Here is a 15,610-nt window from a genome sequence, read left to right as displayed (position 1 = left end):
ACTATTTTAAGGTAACATGATAGTGATTATCTTTAAATACATCCATCAAGCGTTCCACATGTTTTTCATTGGCTGTTTCCAGTTCAAAGGATACCGCTGTGCAGCCCATACTGATACCGTGCTGGCTCCGTTCATGCGTAATGGAAAGAACATTGGCATTGGAGTCAGAGATGAGCGTGAGCAATTTGACCAGTTCACCCGGCTGGTCCGGCACAACTGTTTCAAAGAAGACCTTGCGCCAGGAGCGGATCAGCCCGCTGTTGATGACGCGGGTCATGTTATTTACATCAATGTTGCCGCCACTGACCAATGCCGCCACTTTTTTGTTGCGAATGCCCGCAATTTTACCGTTCATCAAAGCGGCGACCGGTACGGCACCGGCCCCTTCCGCTACCGCCTTGACCCGTTCCAGCAGCCAGAGGATTGCGCCGGCGATTTCCGTTTCATCGACAGTTACGATATCATCCACATATTTTTGGCAGATTTCATAGGTCAAGTCCCCTGGTGTTTTGACGGTAATGCCGTCTGCCAAGCTGGCCTTGCCATTGACCGTCAGAATGTGTCCCTGCGTGATGGAGTCTTTCATAGAGGGCATGTTTTCCGTCTGCACGCCGATAATTTTGATTTTCGGATTTATACTTTTAGCCGCTATGGCAAGCCCTGAAATCAGTCCGCCGCCACCAATGGGGGCTACGATAACATCCACATCGGGAAGCTCTTCCAGAATTTCCAGAGAAATGGTTCCCTGACCGGCAATGACGAGGGGATCATTGAACGGATGAACAAAGGTATAGCCATGTTCCTTTGTCAAGGCTACGGCTTTGGCAGCGGCCTCGTCAAAGAAATCTCCGTGCAGAACTACATTGGCCCCGTAGCCCCGTGTCGCGGCAACTTTGGTAAGCGGCGCATGCCTGGGCATGCAGATGGTGGACTGACAGCCGTAGACGCTGGCAGCCAGAGCGACGCCTTGGGCATGATTTCCGGCAGAGGCGGCAATGACACCTTTGTCCCGTTCTTCCGGGGTAAGCGCGGCCACTTTATTGTACGCGCCGCGCAGTTTGAACGATCCCGTCCGCTGCAGATTTTCCAGTTTCAAATAGACATTGCAGCCTGCCAAATCACTGACCGAATTAGTAAAGGATAATCCGGTTTTCTGAGCGACCCCGTTGAGTCGTTCCCGTGCTTCCTGAATCATTTTTAACGTAACTTGTTCCTCGCTCATGTGTTCCTCCTTGATTATGATTAGATAAAGTGCATGAAAAAAGAGTAAAATATTAATGAATTATATACATGACAATCATCTCTTATTTACATGTTTAGAATACTCCTTTTTAATGTCCATTGTCAATGGAAATACATGGTAGAATGACTTACTTAAAAAATGATTAAAAATAATAAAAAAGACGAAAATATCAGATAATTTACATAAAAAATAAATATAAATTCAAAAACATTAAAAAAAATACGGACAATTAAAACGCAGTCTTTCCATGAGAGACATACTGATGTATGTGAGAGATGTATTCTATATCAGTATAAAACACAATCAATAAATGAATAATGTGCATTGTCAAGATACATAAAAAGACTACAGCAGATGCCATCTGCTGTAGTCTTTGCTGTTTTTGGGTCTGCCCTATCTAGAGCCGCTTTTGTTTTTATTTAGCATAATGCGGAGGATTTCCCGGTCTGTTTCCTGCATTCCTTTTTCTGCCAAACTGCCGATATTACGGATGGTTTCGTCTGCGTCGTGGCTGACAAGGCCCTCGTTTCCGGTAACGCAGATGTTGTGAAGCGCAAGCATAACCGCCCGGCAGGCGGCATCACAGGATGTGGCGACTTTCATAGTACAGCTGTTGGCGGCCCCGTCGCAGACCATGCCGATATGGTCGCCGGCCATGTTGGAGACGACGCTTTTGATCTGTTCCAACGTGCCGCCCAGCAGCCAGACCATTCCGGCAGCCGCACCGATAGCTGCTGTTCCGGCTGCGCAAAGGGCAGACAGGCGGGGCAGGAAGCTGTGGATATAGATCGCAATTAAATGAGATAAGGTCAAGGCGCGAATAAGTTGTTCATCCGAGGCCCCCATCTTTTTTGCCGTGACGACGACAGGCATCGTCGCTGTAATACCTTGATTGCCTGACCCAGAGTTGGTCATAGCTGGCAGAGGAGCGCCGCCCATACGAGCGTCAGACGCACTGGCGGTATACATGATAACAAGATTTTGCAGGGCTTCGCTCAAAAAGCCTGTTTTTATTTCCTTATTCATTGTGGCACCGACACGATGACCGTAGTCCTGCGTCAAACCGGCTTCGGCCAGAGCCGTGTTTAGGGTAGCGGCTTCCTTGATGAAGGCAATATCAGCAAGAGGGGATTGGGTGGCAAAAACATAAATATCTTCCAGCGTAAGATTATTTAAAAATGTCGTTTCCGGATCGCTTCCGGCATTGTTGGATTCCGGAATACGGAAGATGACGTTATCATCCCGTTCGATGCGGATTACATGCGTGTGATTGTCGGCAATGCAGACGCGGACAGTATGACCGTCTCCATATACCTTGGATTCTGAATAAAGAATATTGGGAACATCAGCAATATCTACAGTGACTTGACCATCAGCAACTAGTTTTTTAGCTTTGTCAACAGCCGCGGGAGATAAATTTTTCAGTACCTGCAGTCCCGCTGTGGGATCACCACCGGCTGCACCTACGGCAGCGGCGATGTAGAGACCGGGCATACCGGTTCCCGGCACGTATACGCCCATTCCGTTTTTCATCATGTTAGCAGAGACTCTGGCTTCAATTCTGCGGACGGGAATCCCTAATTTTTCCGCGGCAACGGCAGATGCAAATGCCAGAGAGATGGGTTCTGTGCATCCCGTAGCAGGGACGACCTCCTTTTTTAATATGTCTATCATACGGTTCCAGTCTCGCGCTTCCTTCATATCATTCACTCCTAACCCCAATTTTGAACGGCTATTGTCTATGCCTTTTCTTTATTTATTATAAACGATAATAGCGAAATAGTCCATAAACGGCTTAACCATGCGTATGTAGTATGCTTTGCCGCAGTGCGCAGGGATTTTTTCTTGGGGGTGTTTGGGTATTGAAAAGAGAGATTGCAATCGTGTTCTTCGTGTTGTAGGCAGGTCTTTCTTGACAGTAGATTTTTCCTTTCCTATAATGGGGGATAAGTCGCAAGCTGTCGGGAGGTATTTTTGATCGACGAGACCGTGTGTGTCAAGTATTATGATATGGAGGGGATGTTAGGATGATGCGATTGAATGTACGGGGGTTGATAGTATGCCGTGATTTTCTTTCTGATCCGCTGCTACAGGCGGTCATGAATTTTGTTTCTGATCCCAGTGACGAAGCTGCAGCCGGTCAGGCGGCCGGTCAGATGCTGGAGAAGGCAGAAACGCTGGGCCTTTCGGGAAATGTACTGCGGCAATATTTGTTATATTTGCTGGGAGAGGGAAATAATATTGCGGCAGCTTCTATTGAATATTCGGGAACTTTTGATACGGGATTGGAGCAGGCCATGCTCCGGGATATGAATATTCTTTGGCCGTATCTCAGTAAGAAACCGTCCGACTTTATGACATATACGTTATTTGATGCGTATAAACCGGCATATCCTCGGACCTATCCGGCTATAGCGGCATTGGATGCGGCGCTTGGACTGTGTGCGGGGCCGGCTGAAGCGGCCCAGATTGTTTTGCATCATTATACTGTACATGGCAGAGGAAAACTGGCAAAATATATTGCTTTTAGGGTCCGGGAATCAGGCGAGTTGGTAGGGATTGAGTCGTTCCCTTATTTTGATTGGGCGGATCTTATCGGTTACGAAGCACAAAAAGCAAGATTGTTGTCTAATACAGAGAATTTTATGGCTGGCAAGGATTGCAATAATGTGCTTTTGACCGGTGCCAGAGGGACCGGAAAGTCGACAGCTGTCAAATCTCTCGTTTGCCGGTACGCTGGATTGGGGCTGCGTCTTATTCAGATCGGGCGCGGACAATTGGCACACCTGCCAGAAATTCTTGAGAAATTATGCAATGTTAAGAGTAAAAAATTTATTCTTTTTTTTGATGATTTATCCTTTGATGAAAATGAAACGGAATATAAATATCTGAAATCCGCTATGGATGGCGGGGTTACACCGCAGCCAGACAATGTCCTTTTGTATGCGACATCCAACCGGCGCCATCTCCTGAAGGAGACTTGGCATGAACGCAGGGATGATATGGAAGAGGTGTATCGGGATGACAGTACTAATGAGTCCATTTCGCTGTCAGACCGATTTGGCCTGATTCTGCATTATGCGGCACCGACGCAGGAAGAATATTTACAAATTATTGCGCATGAATTGGAAAAAGCAGGTGTATCTCTTTCGAAAGAGGACCTGCGTATTCAGGGCGTACGCTGGGAAATGGAACATTCCGGAAGAAATGGGCGAATTGCCCGGCAGTTTGTGAAATGGTATTTAGGAAATAAAAAATAAACGTTTAACTGAAGGAAATTTTAAAAAAGTTAAGCAAGAGTATTGACAAATGGTTCTGCATTTTGTAGAATGTGTTCAAGCTTTTCAAGAAAAAGCATACTGAAAAATCTGTTGACGGGAAAGAGTAGTATGTTCAGTCAATTTACAGAGAGCCGGCGGGTGGTGAGAGCCGGTAATTGCATCCATACGAAAATCCTCCCTGAAGAGTAATGCTGAATTTTTTATTAAGCATTAACGAATTTTCCACGTTATAGGAAACGCGTATGTTGGTACGTTGTAGAGCGCTCAGCAGCAGAAATGTCGTTGGGAATCAGGGTGGTATCGCGGAATTATAATCCGTCCCTCATTAGAGGGACGGATTTTTTGTCGCCTTTTCAGAAGATCTCTAAAGCCAACAAAGAATATATATCGTTTTGTATAAGTTTTTTATAAAAAGGAGAGATGTTCAAATGGCAAAAGTATTTTACGATCAAGATGTAAACTGGGATGTTATGAAAGGGAAAAAGGTAGCCGTCGTAGGCTATGGCAGTCAGGGTCATGCCCATGCATTGAATTTAAAGGACAGCGGAGTCGACGTGGTGGTCGGCTTGTATAAGGGAAGCCAATCTGTTGAAACGGCACGGAAAGCCGGCCTGGAAGTAAAATCAGTGGCGGAAGCGGTAGCGGAAGCGGATGTCACGATGGTTCTTATTCCTGATGAAAAACAAGCCGATGTATATAAAACAGAAATTGCGCCCCATCTGAAATCAGGAAGCGCTTTGGCATTTGCCCATGGTTTCAATGTACATTTCAAGCAAATCGTGCCGCCGGCTGATGTTGATGTTTTTATGGTAGCGCCGAAGGGTCCGGGTCATCTTGTACGCCGTACCTTTGCCGAAGGCGGCGGAGTTCCCGATGTGTTTGCCGTTGAACAGGACGCAACGGGGAAATGCTTTGATGTAGCTCTGGCTTATGCCCGCGGTATCGGTGGAACTCGTGCCGGCGTCATTCAGACGACCTTTCAGGAAGAAACGGAAACGGATCTTTTTGGGGAACAGGCAGTTCTTTGCGGCGGCATCTGCCAGCTCATCACAAACGGCTTTGAAACACTGTGTGAAGCAGGCTATCAGCCGGAAATCGCATATTTTGAATGCTTTCATGAAATGAAGCTTATCGTTGATCTCATGTACGAAGGCGGTATGGCCAAGATGCGCAAGTCTATCAGTGATACGGCGGAGTACGGTGATTATACGGCAGGGCCGAAGGTTGTTACGCAGGACTCCAAGAAAGCGATGCAGCAGGTTTTGAAAGATATTCAGGATGGTACCTTTGCCAAAGACTGGCTTCTTGAAAATAAAGCTGGCGGACGGGCTCATTTCCTGGCAATGCGCCGGCAGCATGCGGAACATCCGCTGGAAAAAGTGGGCAGCAAGCTTCGCGGCATGATGTCCTGGCTCCATACCCATCAGGAAGATTAATACAAAACGCTACATGAAAAGAGGGATGCACCATGAAAATGACGGGCGCACAGGCTGTCATCGAATGCTTGAAACAAGAATCTGTACAGGTAGTCTTCGGTTATCCGGGCGGCACCGTGCTGACACTATATGATGAACTATACAAACATAAATTTCCGCATATCCTGACCGGTCATGAACAGGCAGCTATTCATGGTGCCGATGGCTATGCTCGTGCGTCTGGCAGAACCGGAGTCTGCTTTGCTACCTCCGGTCCCGGTGTCTGCAACATGGTCACCGGTATTGCGACCGCAAACATGGATTCCATCCCTCTGGTTATTATCAGCGGCCAGGTCGCCACATCGCTTATTGGCCGTGATTCTTTTCAGGAAGCAGATATTTCCGGCATTACGACGCCGGTTACCAAACATAATTATCTGGTAAAACACGCGGCAGAGCTGCCGCGTGTGTTGAAGGAAGCCTTTTATATTGCTTCCACGGGCCGGCCGGGACCGGTTCTTGTCGATGTAGCCAAGGATATTTTTGATACGGTATTTGAGTATGAATACCCAGAAGTCGTGCATTTGCGCGGCTATAGCGGTACCTATACCGGACAGGCCTATGATATCGATAAGGCGGCTGCTGCTTTGGAACAGTCAGCGTGCCCGGTTTTGCTGACCGGTGGCGGTGTTATCCTGTCGGGTATGGCCGAGCCGCTGCGGGAAATCGTGGAAAAAACCCGGATTCCTGTCGTTACGACACTGATGGGTAAAGGCGCTGTCGCTGATACCTACGACGCGCATCTGGGAATGGTCGGCATGCATGGTTCCTATGCGGCGAATATGGCGGTTACAAACTGTGATCTTCTCATAGCTGTCGGCGCACGTTTTGATGATCGTGTGACCTGCGATGTAGAAAATTTTGCTCCGAACGCACAGATTGTCCACTTTGATATTGATAAAGTGGAAATCAATAAAATCGTTCGTGCTGATATCAGTATAAACGGAGATTTGCGTTGGTCTCTGCCGCTTTTTTCCCGTAAAGTATCGCAAAGCGCTGTTGATTTTACAGCTCGGCAAGCAGACTGGCGGATAACCGTTCTGGACATGAAACAAAGCCACCCCTTTGCGACTCGCCGTATGGCGCATGCCGTATCGCCGCAGGTTCTATTTGAAGAAGTAAGCCGCCGGACTGATGAAGATGCCTTCATCGTTACGGATGTGGGACAGCATCAGATGTGGACAGCACAGTTTTTCCCGGTACAGCGGCCGCGGCATTTTATTTCATCAGGTGGTTTGGGGACGATGGGCTTTGGACTTCCCGCTGCGATGGGAGCCAAGGTAGCCTGTCCGGACAAGCAAATAATCCTTTTTACCGGTGACGGCAGTATCATGATGAACTGTCAGGAATTTGCGACATTGCATAAATATGGGATTGATGTCAAAGTTATTGTTGTCCACAACAATGTTCTGGGTATGGTTAATCAGTGGCAGCGTATGTTTTATGACGGACATTATTCACAGTCGGTCATTCGGGATAATCCAGATTTGCCGACCTTGACAAAAGCGATGGGTGTTCCGGGATTTTCGGTCCGGGAACCAGCAGAGTTGCCAGCGGCATTGGACACTTTGTTTGCAGTTTCCGGGCCGGCATTGCTGGACGTCTTCATCCCTGAAGATGAAAACGTCTATCCTATGGTGCCGGGGGGAAAACGATTGGATGAAATGGTATTGGGAGGTGTGGACGCATGATGAGACGGCACTTGGCTATTTTAGCCGATAATAAGCCGGGGGTGCTGACCCACGTGGCCGGTCTGATCAGCCGCCGGGCGATCAACATTGAATGCATCAATGCCGGATACACGGAAGAGGCGGATGTGACCCGCATCAATATTGTCGTGTCTGTTGAAACAGATTGGGAATTGGATCAGGCGATCAAGCAGCTGGCAAAGCTCATAGACGTCATAAAAGTTGTCAATCTGGATGCAGCTCCTTTTGTCGGTTATGAACTGGCCATGATCAAAGTCAAATGTACAGCTGCCGGCGTTCGTGAAGAATTGACCAATCTGGCCAGACTCTTTCATGCCAAGGTTGTCGACGTACAGCGGGAATCTCTGGTGTTTCGTCTTACAGGCCGGGAGGACCATATTGAAGCGCTGCTGAAAATGCTGGCTGATTATGAGATCATTGAAATTGCCCGGACCGGCCAGATTGCTATATCTCGCGGTGTCGTTCCGGTGAAAGAAATGTAACCGTACATCTGAAGTAAAAAAACACATAAAGAAGGGATTAGAAAAATGCGTAGTGATATTGTGAAAAAAGGAGTAACCCGTACGGCTCACCGGACCTTGTTCCATGCCATGGGATACACCGATGAAGAACTGAGCAAGCCCATGATTGGCGTTGTCAATGCGTTTAATGAAATCATTCCCGGTCATATTCACCTGCGGGAAATTGCGGATGCAGTGAAGTTGGGAATTGCCGCCGCCGGCGGTATGCCTGTCGAATTTCCGGCAATCGGTATCTGTGACGGCATTGCCATGGGACATGATGGAATGAAATATCCGCTGGCCAGCAGAGAATTGATCTGTGATTCCATTGAAGCTATGGCCAACGGACATGCCTTTGATGGGTTGGTCATGATCCCGAACTGTGATAAAATCGTGCCGGGGATGCTTATGGCAGCAGGGCGGGTCAATATACCTACTGTTGTTGTCAGCGGCGGTCCTATGCTGGCCGGCAGGTACAAGGGAAAGGACATCAGTGTCAGCACTATGTTTGAGGCCGCCGGAAAAGTGGAGTCGGGAAAGATGACACCGGAAGAAATGGCTGATATGGAATGCAAGGCGTGTCCCGGCTGTGGGTCCTGCTCAGGTTTGTTTACGGCCAATACAATGAACTGCATGACGGAGGTATTGGGAATGGGACTTCCCGGCAACGGGACTATCCCTGCGGCCTATTTTGGCGCTCGCCGCATGCTGGCTAAAAAAGCCGGCGCTGTCGTTATGGATTTGGTCAAAAAAGACATCCGGCCTCGGGATATCATGACGCGGGAAGCCTTTGAGAATGCTATTGCCGTCGATATGGCTATCGGTGGCTCTACCAATACGGTACTGCATCTGCCGGCTATTGCGCACGAAGCTGGACTGCCTCTGCCACTGGCTGTATTTGACGAAATAAGCAGGAAGGCGGCCTATATCTGCAAGATGAGCCCGGGCGGCACCTATCATATGCAGGATCTGAATGAAGCCGGCGGAATTTGTGCGGTTATGAAGGAACTGACAAAATTGGATATTATTCATACCGGTGCCCGGACCGTCACAGGGACAATACAAGACCGCATCAAGGCTGCTGCTATTGAACGGCCGGAAGTCATTCATTCTGTGGAAAATGCATATATGCATAAAGGCGGTATTGCCATTTTGACAGGAAATCTGGCTCCTGATGGCTCTGTTATCAAGGAAAGTGCCGTAGATACGGACTTACTCACCTATACGGGAACGGCTAAATGCTATAATTCAGAGGAAGCAGCCATCAAGGCCATTATGGACGGTGACATACAGGAAGGAAATGTTGTCGTCATTCGGTATGAAGGGCCTAAAGGCGGACCGGGTATGCGAGAAATGCTCAACCCTACGGCGGTCATTACCGGTATGGGATTGAAGGTCGCCTTATTGACGGATGGACGTTTCAGCGGTGCCAGCCGCGGTGCCTGTATTGGTCATATTTCTCCGGAGGCCATGGAGGGCGGTCCGATCGCTCTTATTCAGGACGGGGATATTATCGGGATTGATATTCCCAATCGTAAGCTGGAGCTGAAAGTCAGTGAAGCAGAGCTGGCCAGACGAAAGGCTGCATGGACACAGCCGGAGCCCAAGGTGAAAACGGGATATTTATCTCGGTACGCTCGTCTTGTCACGTCAGCGAATACGGGGGCCGTATTACAATAATAAAAGAAAAAATTATGAAGATTGATGTAGTATATACTATAAGTTTTCTATTGGCATCGGTCAATCGGAACCATTAAAACATCGTCTGTATGACGCGAACAACCCGGTAAAAGCGTGTCGGCTCTTACCGGGTTGTTTGCGTTATACGGTATCAGATGGCTGCCGGGGATGTATTGATCAAAATCCGGGCACCGCCATCGGTTTCTTTGACTTGCAGCGGCGACGGTATCACACCTGGTGTTTCTAAATCCGTAGGAATACGTTTATAAGGAAGCTTTTTCATAATTTCATTCATGGCCTTTCTCAATATGGTATCAGGATCGTTCAGTACGGAGATGGAATCCCGTTCCCGGCCATAAGAGCTGTAGCTTTTGAGCGTATCGTCTTTGCGGTTATAGGCATAGACCGTCAAGTTGTACATGCAGTCTGTCATGATTTCATCATCATCGCCTCGGAGAAACAGGTGATATTGATTCCAGTACCAGGTACGGACGATGGGGGTTACAACGATATCGGCATGATACGTTTGCGATAAGGCGCGCATTGTGGCAAGAGTAACATCGGCAGGTGACAGGACTTCCGAGGTTTCCATGCGATTCCAATAAGGAATCCGGAAAGGCTGCACAAGCCGTTTTTTCATAAATTGAGCCGCATAGTCCCGCTGTGCCGTATTAACGATAAGCACGGTGCGCATATTGTCAAAACGGGGCTCGGCGGCAGAACAGACTGCCGTGAGCATCAGCATAAAAGTAACGAGAATTAGTAGCGTTCGTTTCATGAATAAGACCTCCTGTCTAGAAGTTTCCGTTGTCGTTCAAAAGAGGAGTAGTATCATCTTCACGGGGGATATAGGCCTCCAGAGAAGACAGCATAGCTTCCTTGTCCATGGGCAGGGTACCGCCGATGGGAAGAAGGTTGGATACATGATTGCTGCGGAAAATACAGGGCTTGATCATAGTCGTATGACGCAGAATCATATCTAGTTCCTTTAAAAAACCTCGTGCCGTTAACGGTGTAAACGTTCCCTGCTGTACATCTTGATACAGCGGTACGTTTTTGGGAATAATGAGGGATAAGGCGCTGAGCATGGTCGGGTTAATAGCCGATACGACTTCGGCCGTGTGGAGTGCATGCTCGACTGTCCGCTCCTGTCCGCCCAAGCCTAACAGAATCATGGTCGAAAGCTTCATACCGGCATCAAGAGCCTTCTTTCCGGCTTGTATGGTTAAGGCAGCTGTAGTTCCTTTTTTGACATGCTTGAGGACAGTGTCGTCACCGCTTTCGATTCCCAAATATAAAATACCCAAACCGGCTTCATGGAGACGTTTCAGATCCTCCGGTGATTTGCGATTGAGGTCGGCCGGAGTGGCATAGGCCCCGATTCGTGTGATATTGGGAAAGGTATCGTAACATTTTTTTAAAATATGAAGCAAGCTGTCTGTTGGTAATACAAGAGCATCTCCATCGGCAAGAAATATGCGTCGGATAAAGGGCATAGCCGCTGCGCCGCGTTCAATAATTCCGTCGATTTCCTCCAACGAGCGGACACGGTATACGGAATCCTTGTACATCGCACAAAATGTGCACATATTATGAGAACAGCCGATGGTTACACGAAGAATAAAACTGCGCGCTTCACTGGGTGGACGGAAGACAAGTCCGCCGGCATCATCAATCATCATAAAAATCATCCTTTCTTTTTTGATTAATTATATTATACACGGTTATATATCATGAAAACACCTTTTTCCATAAAAAGGCCATGGCAGGCGTTTGCATTACACATATCTATAAAATATTACCGATTATAACCTAAAACTATATATGAAAAGCAGATAAAATACCTTATAAAATTTTTTAATAAAACGTTTCATTGTTTAAAAATATAAAGTAAAACATTTAACTTTGAACGAAATGAAGAAAAATATCTTAAAAAATTTCTTGACTAATGTAATGCCGGTTAGTATAATTAAGCCTAACAAATACAAAACAGTGTTGATTGGGAGTAGTAAGGCCGGTGCGGAAATAACAGAGAATCTGTCGGAGGCTGAGAGACAGAATGGAAACACGGCTTGAACTCACCCAGGAGCAGCTGCCCGAACGCATTCACAAGTAGGAACAGCCGGCAGACAACCGTTATCTTGTCAGGCATTAAAAGGCAATGTCCGGAGATGTCCGTAAAAGTGGTCATATGAGTATTCATATGGCAATAAGAGTGGTACCGCAAAGTATACATACTTTGTCTCTTTTAAAGAGGCAAGGTATTTTTTGTTTTATCAGCTTGTTTTTGTATTTGCAGATGATATTCAGGGGTGTTTTGAAAGGGGAAAATTGTATGATGAACATAATTGGAAAAGTGAGTCGTTTTGTCGGAGCCTATTTGACGTATATCGTACTGGCCGTGGTGGCCTGGGCTTATGTAATGCCGGGAGCTTTTTTGTGGGCAGTGCCCAACACGGTATTGCTGCTCGGCGTAGTCATGTTTGGTATGGGAATGACATTGCATGCCAGTGATTTTAAGCTGGTATTTCAACGGCCTAAAGAAGTATTGATAGGCTGTACCGCCCATTACGTGATTATGCCTCTTATTGCCTATGGATTGGTTATGGCATTTGGATTATCCGGTGAACTGGCTGTCGGCATGATTCTTTTAGGTTCCTGCCCCAGTGGGACAGCCTCTAACGTTATGAGCTTTCTGGCCAAAGGTGATGTGCCACTGGCCGTTTCCATCACGACGGTTTCAACACTGCTGGCGCCGGTCATGATGCCCTTTATCGTCTGGGCATTGGCAGGACAATGGGTTGAGGTTTCGTTTATTGCCATGGCTATGACCGTTATGAAAGTTATACTTCTTCCGTTGGTATTGGGACTGGCCGTTCATCGCATTATCGGAGAAGCTTATTTAGTTCAGTTTTCTAAAGTATTGGTACTCATCTCGGCCTTTGCTGTACTGACTATTGTGGGTGGTGTTATTGCTATTAATGGTGCTAAAATTGTTGAATTAGGAGCGTTTGTTGTCGTTATGGTTTTGCTGCATAATCTTCTCGGATTTATATTTGGGTATGTCGTGACCGGTAAATTGGGTCTGGGCAAACGGCAGCAGCATTCCGTTACCTTGGAGGTCGGCATGCAGAACGACGCGTTAGCGATTTCACTTGTATCGGTATTCTTTACACCGGCTGTGGCCATTCCGGCTGCCGTAGGTGCGGCGATTCATCAGGTGACAGGATCCATTCTCGCTGGAATATTTGCCCGGCATATGGATAAAAAAGAAGAACAGATGGCGAAGGCTCACGTTCGAGAACAGGTGGTACCTGGACAGCACTAGTTCTGCCGGTTGGCCTTGGCTGCCGGGATACGGAACATAGTGGATCCATATAATAAATAAAAGAGGTAGTTCGCATGTCAAATACATCTCCGTGGAAAATCAAAAAAATCATTTGGTTGCAACTGTTTTTATTAGCCGTAGGGTACGCATTTTATTCTGCTAACCGCTTATCCTTTGGCGTTGGTTTGAAAGCCGTTGCTTCTCAACTGGCCTTGACAACGGTACAATTGGGTACGATTGGGACTATTTTTACATTGGGGCAGGCCCTTATTGATATTCCGGCAGGCTATCTGGCAGATCGGTTTGGCCGTAAAAGAATGCTTGTTATGGGCATGCTGGGACTGGGAATTATGACTGCCATGGTTACGACATCGGAGACTTTTTTTGAGGCGGCTTTCTGGCGGGTAGCCTTTGGCATGGCTGAAGGCTGCTGGAATATTGTCATGTATTCTGTCGCTGGTTCTATTTTTCCCGCTGCCCGAGCGATGTTGAATGGTCTGATGATGACCTTTTACTCTATCGGAGCCTATGCCGGGCCGAGTTATTATGGCTGGAGCCTGGAACGGACTGGGGCATGGAGTACGGGTCTGCTGCACATGGGAATGGTCACTGTCGTCTTTGGCCTTCTCCTGGTAATCGGGCTTCGTTCGAAATATACGGATGCTTCGAAACAGGTTAAACGGATTCATCTTATCGAAGCGCTTCGTACTGTCGGATTCAATAAAGTTGTATGGCTGGGTGTGTTGATCCAGATTTTAAATATTATCCCTTATTGGGGCTTTGCATCCATGGGGCCGTATTTGTTTATGACTTATAAAGGGTTCAGTGCTGCCGAAGCAGGACAGTTTTTCGGGACAATTTATGGAATCGGCGGCTTGAGCGGCGTGCTTCTGGGATTTTTTGCCGATCGGTTTGGGCGTAAACCGATGATCTTGTTTTTAGCCGCTTTAAATACACTGTGTGCCATATTGATTTTTCATGTCATTCCTCAGACCTCATACGTGCTGTACGTTGTTGGGGCCATGATGGGGATTGGTCTCCATGCCATTTATGTGCTCGGATATACAATTGCTCAGGACGGTGTCAGCACCGCGCAAATCGGCTTAGCAACGGGAATTGTAGGTGCTTCCAGCTATTTCCTGTCGTTTTTCTCGGGACCGCTGATGGGAATTCTGACAAGTACGCTGGGCTATGCGGCGGCCCTGGATATCATGGTAGTTACCTTTGAAGCGGTGCTTTTTGGAGTTGCCATTGTCATGAAGGAAACACAGCCGCGCCACGCCGAGGTTTGATCAAAACGACACACGGCCTGATTTTCCCTACCGGAAAATCAGGCTGTGTGCGTTGCGGAGCATTCGGTATGGCATATATTTATGGGGCATCATATGGTATACTAAATATACCTGTATAGGTTGTATAGGAATACAAAAGCGTGATCGTTTTGGGCAGTCAGGTATATTATCCCCGGTTGGGATATGTGCCGGCAGGCCGGTATGGCATTCAAGCCCTGTTTGACATACCGCCGAAAAACTTCATGGTCTGCAGTCTGCAGGACCGGATGCCTTTTATGGAAGGAATAATACAATATGCGCCGGAATTCGGCATCACTGCGGCAGAATGATGACAAAATGCGATATTGACTGTGTTGGTTTTTGTAAGAGGGAGTAATTGTATATTTTATTATAATATAAGGACACCATGTCACGAGTGGGAGATCACTTGGGCATGGTGTCTTTATTTCAGTGTTGTAAAAGGTTTTGTGGATTTTCTGACAGCATCAGGCGGACCTGCTGTTCAGAAAAGCCGCCGTCCCGGAGTAAATGGGCGGCAAAGTTCTGCAGTCCATCTGTTGGGGACGGACTGGTGATCTGGCCCATATCACCGCTTATGATGACATTTGCGGCACCGGTGGTATGGATCATCTGAAATATTACCGGTCATGCCGGCGGCCGTATACAGGTTAGCCAGCTGCAGATCTGTATATTTATGATAAATAACGTCGGGAGCTGCGTGTACATGATCGTATGCTCCTTGTAGGATTTTATCATATATATTCATGGCGGCCTCCTGATTACAGTAAAACTATTTTGCTGCAAGCAAATTATAGCACTATGTGATGCGGAATAAAAATTCTTGTTTTTCTTTGAGGGAGTGTAAAATGAAGTGTGTAAGTTACCGGTAACCAATTTACTAACTTACGCACTTCATTTTTTTGTCGAGGTGCGGTACACTATCAGAAAGCAGGTTGAAAGGAATTGAGTACAGCACTGATGAAGAAACGTAGAAACCCGAGTGAGAAAGGCCAGGCAATCGCCAAGCTCATCATGGAACAATACCAGCCGAAGACGCAGGAAGACATGCAGATAGCGCTGAAGGACGTGTTCGGTCCTATCT

General features: G+C 47.3%; 13 protein-coding genes and 2 other annotated features. Of the genes, 8 read left to right on the top strand and 5 right to left on the bottom strand.

Going from position 1 to position 15,610, the window contains the following annotated elements; translation table 11 throughout:
- Position 1: 1 nt before the first annotated feature.
- Entirely contained in the window at positions 2–1,222 is a 1,221-nt protein-coding gene (gene ilvA / locus AB840_RS13790; RefSeq protein WP_048515423.1) for a threonine ammonia-lyase, read from the bottom strand.
- Between the two features lie 414 nt (positions 1,223–1,636).
- Complete coding sequence (locus AB840_RS13785; protein WP_048515422.1) at positions 1,637–2,944, bottom strand: L-cysteine desulfidase family protein; 1,308 nt, start codon at positions 2,942–2,944, stop codon at positions 1,637–1,639.
- 326 nt (positions 2,945–3,270) lie between these two features.
- On the opposite strand from AB840_RS13785, the gene AB840_RS13780 reads away from it, so the two are divergent.
- The 5 genes from AB840_RS13780 to ilvD all read left to right on the top strand — a co-directional run bounded on the left by AB840_RS13780 (position 3,271) and on the right by ilvD (position 9,888).
- Positions 3,271–4,503, top strand: coding sequence for an ATP-binding protein (locus AB840_RS13780; protein ID WP_048515421.1), 1,233 nt, complete (start codon positions 3,271–3,273; stop codon positions 4,501–4,503).
- Between the two features lie 102 nt (positions 4,504–4,605).
- Positions 4,606–4,850, top strand: a binding site (T-box leader).
- A gap of 102 nt (positions 4,851–4,952) precedes the next feature.
- A complete protein-coding gene (gene ilvC / locus AB840_RS13775; protein ID WP_048515420.1) occupies positions 4,953–5,960 on the top strand; it encodes a ketol-acid reductoisomerase in 1,008 nt (335 codons plus the stop codon).
- Positions 5,961–5,992: 32 nt separating this feature from the next.
- A complete protein-coding gene (gene ilvB, locus AB840_RS13770) occupies positions 5,993–7,690 on the top strand; it encodes a biosynthetic-type acetolactate synthase large subunit (RefSeq protein WP_048515419.1) in 1,698 nt (565 codons plus the stop codon).
- The gene (ilvN, locus tag AB840_RS13765) at positions 7,687–8,190 is read left to right on the top strand and encodes an acetolactate synthase small subunit (RefSeq protein ID WP_200809996.1); all 504 of its coding nucleotides are present in this window, start codon (positions 7,687–7,689) and stop codon (positions 8,188–8,190) included. Before ilvB ends, ilvN begins: the two co-directional genes overlap by 4 nt.
- 45 nt (positions 8,191–8,235) lie before the next feature.
- The gene (ilvD, locus tag AB840_RS13760; protein ID WP_048515418.1) at positions 8,236–9,888 is read left to right on the top strand and encodes a dihydroxy-acid dehydratase; all 1,653 of its coding nucleotides are present in this window, start codon (positions 8,236–8,238) and stop codon (positions 9,886–9,888) included.
- Positions 9,889–10,039: 151 nt separating this feature from the next.
- Here ilvD and AB840_RS13755 read toward each other — a convergent pair whose 3' ends face one another.
- A complete protein-coding gene (locus tag AB840_RS13755; protein WP_048515417.1) occupies positions 10,040–10,666 on the bottom strand; it encodes a hypothetical protein in 627 nt (208 codons plus the stop codon).
- Positions 10,667–10,682: 16 nt separating this feature from the next.
- Positions 10,683–11,570, bottom strand: coding sequence for a radical SAM protein (locus AB840_RS13750; protein ID WP_048515416.1), 888 nt, complete (start codon positions 11,568–11,570; stop codon positions 10,683–10,685).
- 304 nt (positions 11,571–11,874) lie between these two features.
- Positions 11,875–12,138, top strand: a binding site (T-box leader).
- Positions 12,139–12,223: 85 nt separating this feature from the next.
- Here AB840_RS13750 and AB840_RS13745 point away from each other — a divergent pair.
- From AB840_RS13745 to AB840_RS13735, 3 genes are all read left to right on the top strand, one after another.
- On the top strand, positions 12,224–13,216 hold the full coding sequence (locus tag AB840_RS13745) for a bile acid:sodium symporter family protein (RefSeq protein ID WP_048515425.1): 993 nt from the start codon (positions 12,224–12,226) through the stop codon (positions 13,214–13,216).
- A 74-nt stretch (positions 13,217–13,290) separates the two neighbouring features.
- The gene (locus AB840_RS13740; protein ID WP_048515415.1) at positions 13,291–14,508 is read left to right on the top strand and encodes an MFS transporter; all 1,218 of its coding nucleotides are present in this window, start codon (positions 13,291–13,293) and stop codon (positions 14,506–14,508) included.
- A 140-nt stretch (positions 14,509–14,648) separates the two neighbouring features.
- Positions 14,649–14,837, top strand: coding sequence for a hypothetical protein (locus AB840_RS13735; protein WP_053078197.1), 189 nt, complete (start codon positions 14,649–14,651; stop codon positions 14,835–14,837).
- 257 nt (positions 14,838–15,094) lie between these two features.
- Here AB840_RS13735 and AB840_RS13730 read toward each other — a convergent pair whose 3' ends face one another.
- Entirely contained in the window at positions 15,095–15,274 is a 180-nt protein-coding gene (locus tag AB840_RS13730; protein ID WP_048515414.1) for a hypothetical protein, read from the bottom strand.
- Positions 15,275–15,610: the final 336 nt, after the last annotated feature.

It is taken from the genome of Megasphaera cerevisiae DSM 20462, assembly GCF_001045675.1.
GTDB classification, from domain to species: domain Bacteria; phylum Bacillota; class Negativicutes; order Veillonellales; family Megasphaeraceae; genus Megasphaera; species Megasphaera cerevisiae.
This window is presented reverse-complemented; position numbering and strand designations above follow the sequence as displayed.

What these genes read in the sequence shown, in the direction of transcription:
- AB840_RS13780 (WP_048515421.1), top strand. Translation starts at nt 3,271, where the DNA reads ATGATGCGATTGAATGTACGGGGGTTGATAGTATGCCGTGATTTTCTT.
- ilvC (WP_048515420.1), top strand. Translation starts at nt 4,953, where the DNA reads ATGGCAAAAGTATTTTACGATCAAGATGTAAACTGGGATGTTATGAAA.
- ilvD (WP_048515418.1), top strand. Translation starts at nt 8,236, where the DNA reads ATGCGTAGTGATATTGTGAAAAAAGGAGTAACCCGTACGGCTCACCGG.
- AB840_RS13750 (WP_048515416.1), bottom strand. Translation starts at nt 11,570, where the DNA reads ATGATGATTGATGATGCCGGCGGACTTGTCTTCCGTCCACCCAGTGAA.
- AB840_RS13740 (WP_048515415.1), top strand. Translation starts at nt 13,291, where the DNA reads ATGTCAAATACATCTCCGTGGAAAATCAAAAAAATCATTTGGTTGCAA.
- AB840_RS13730 (WP_048515414.1), bottom strand. Translation starts at nt 15,274, where the DNA reads ATGAATATATATGATAAAATCCTACAAGGAGCATACGATCATGTACAC.
- ilvN (WP_200809996.1), top strand. Translation starts at nt 7,687, where the DNA reads ATGATGAGACGGCACTTGGCTATTTTAGCCGATAATAAGCCGGGGGTG.
- AB840_RS13745 (WP_048515425.1), top strand. Translation starts at nt 12,224, where the DNA reads ATGATGAACATAATTGGAAAAGTGAGTCGTTTTGTCGGAGCCTATTTG.
- ilvB (WP_048515419.1), top strand. Translation starts at nt 5,993, where the DNA reads ATGAAAATGACGGGCGCACAGGCTGTCATCGAATGCTTGAAACAAGAA.
- AB840_RS13755 (WP_048515417.1), bottom strand. Translation starts at nt 10,666, where the DNA reads ATGAAACGAACGCTACTAATTCTCGTTACTTTTATGCTGATGCTCACG.
- AB840_RS13785 (WP_048515422.1), bottom strand. Translation starts at nt 2,944, where the DNA reads ATGAAGGAAGCGCGAGACTGGAACCGTATGATAGACATATTAAAAAAG.
- ilvA (WP_048515423.1), bottom strand. Translation starts at nt 1,222, where the DNA reads ATGAGCGAGGAACAAGTTACGTTAAAAATGATTCAGGAAGCACGGGAA.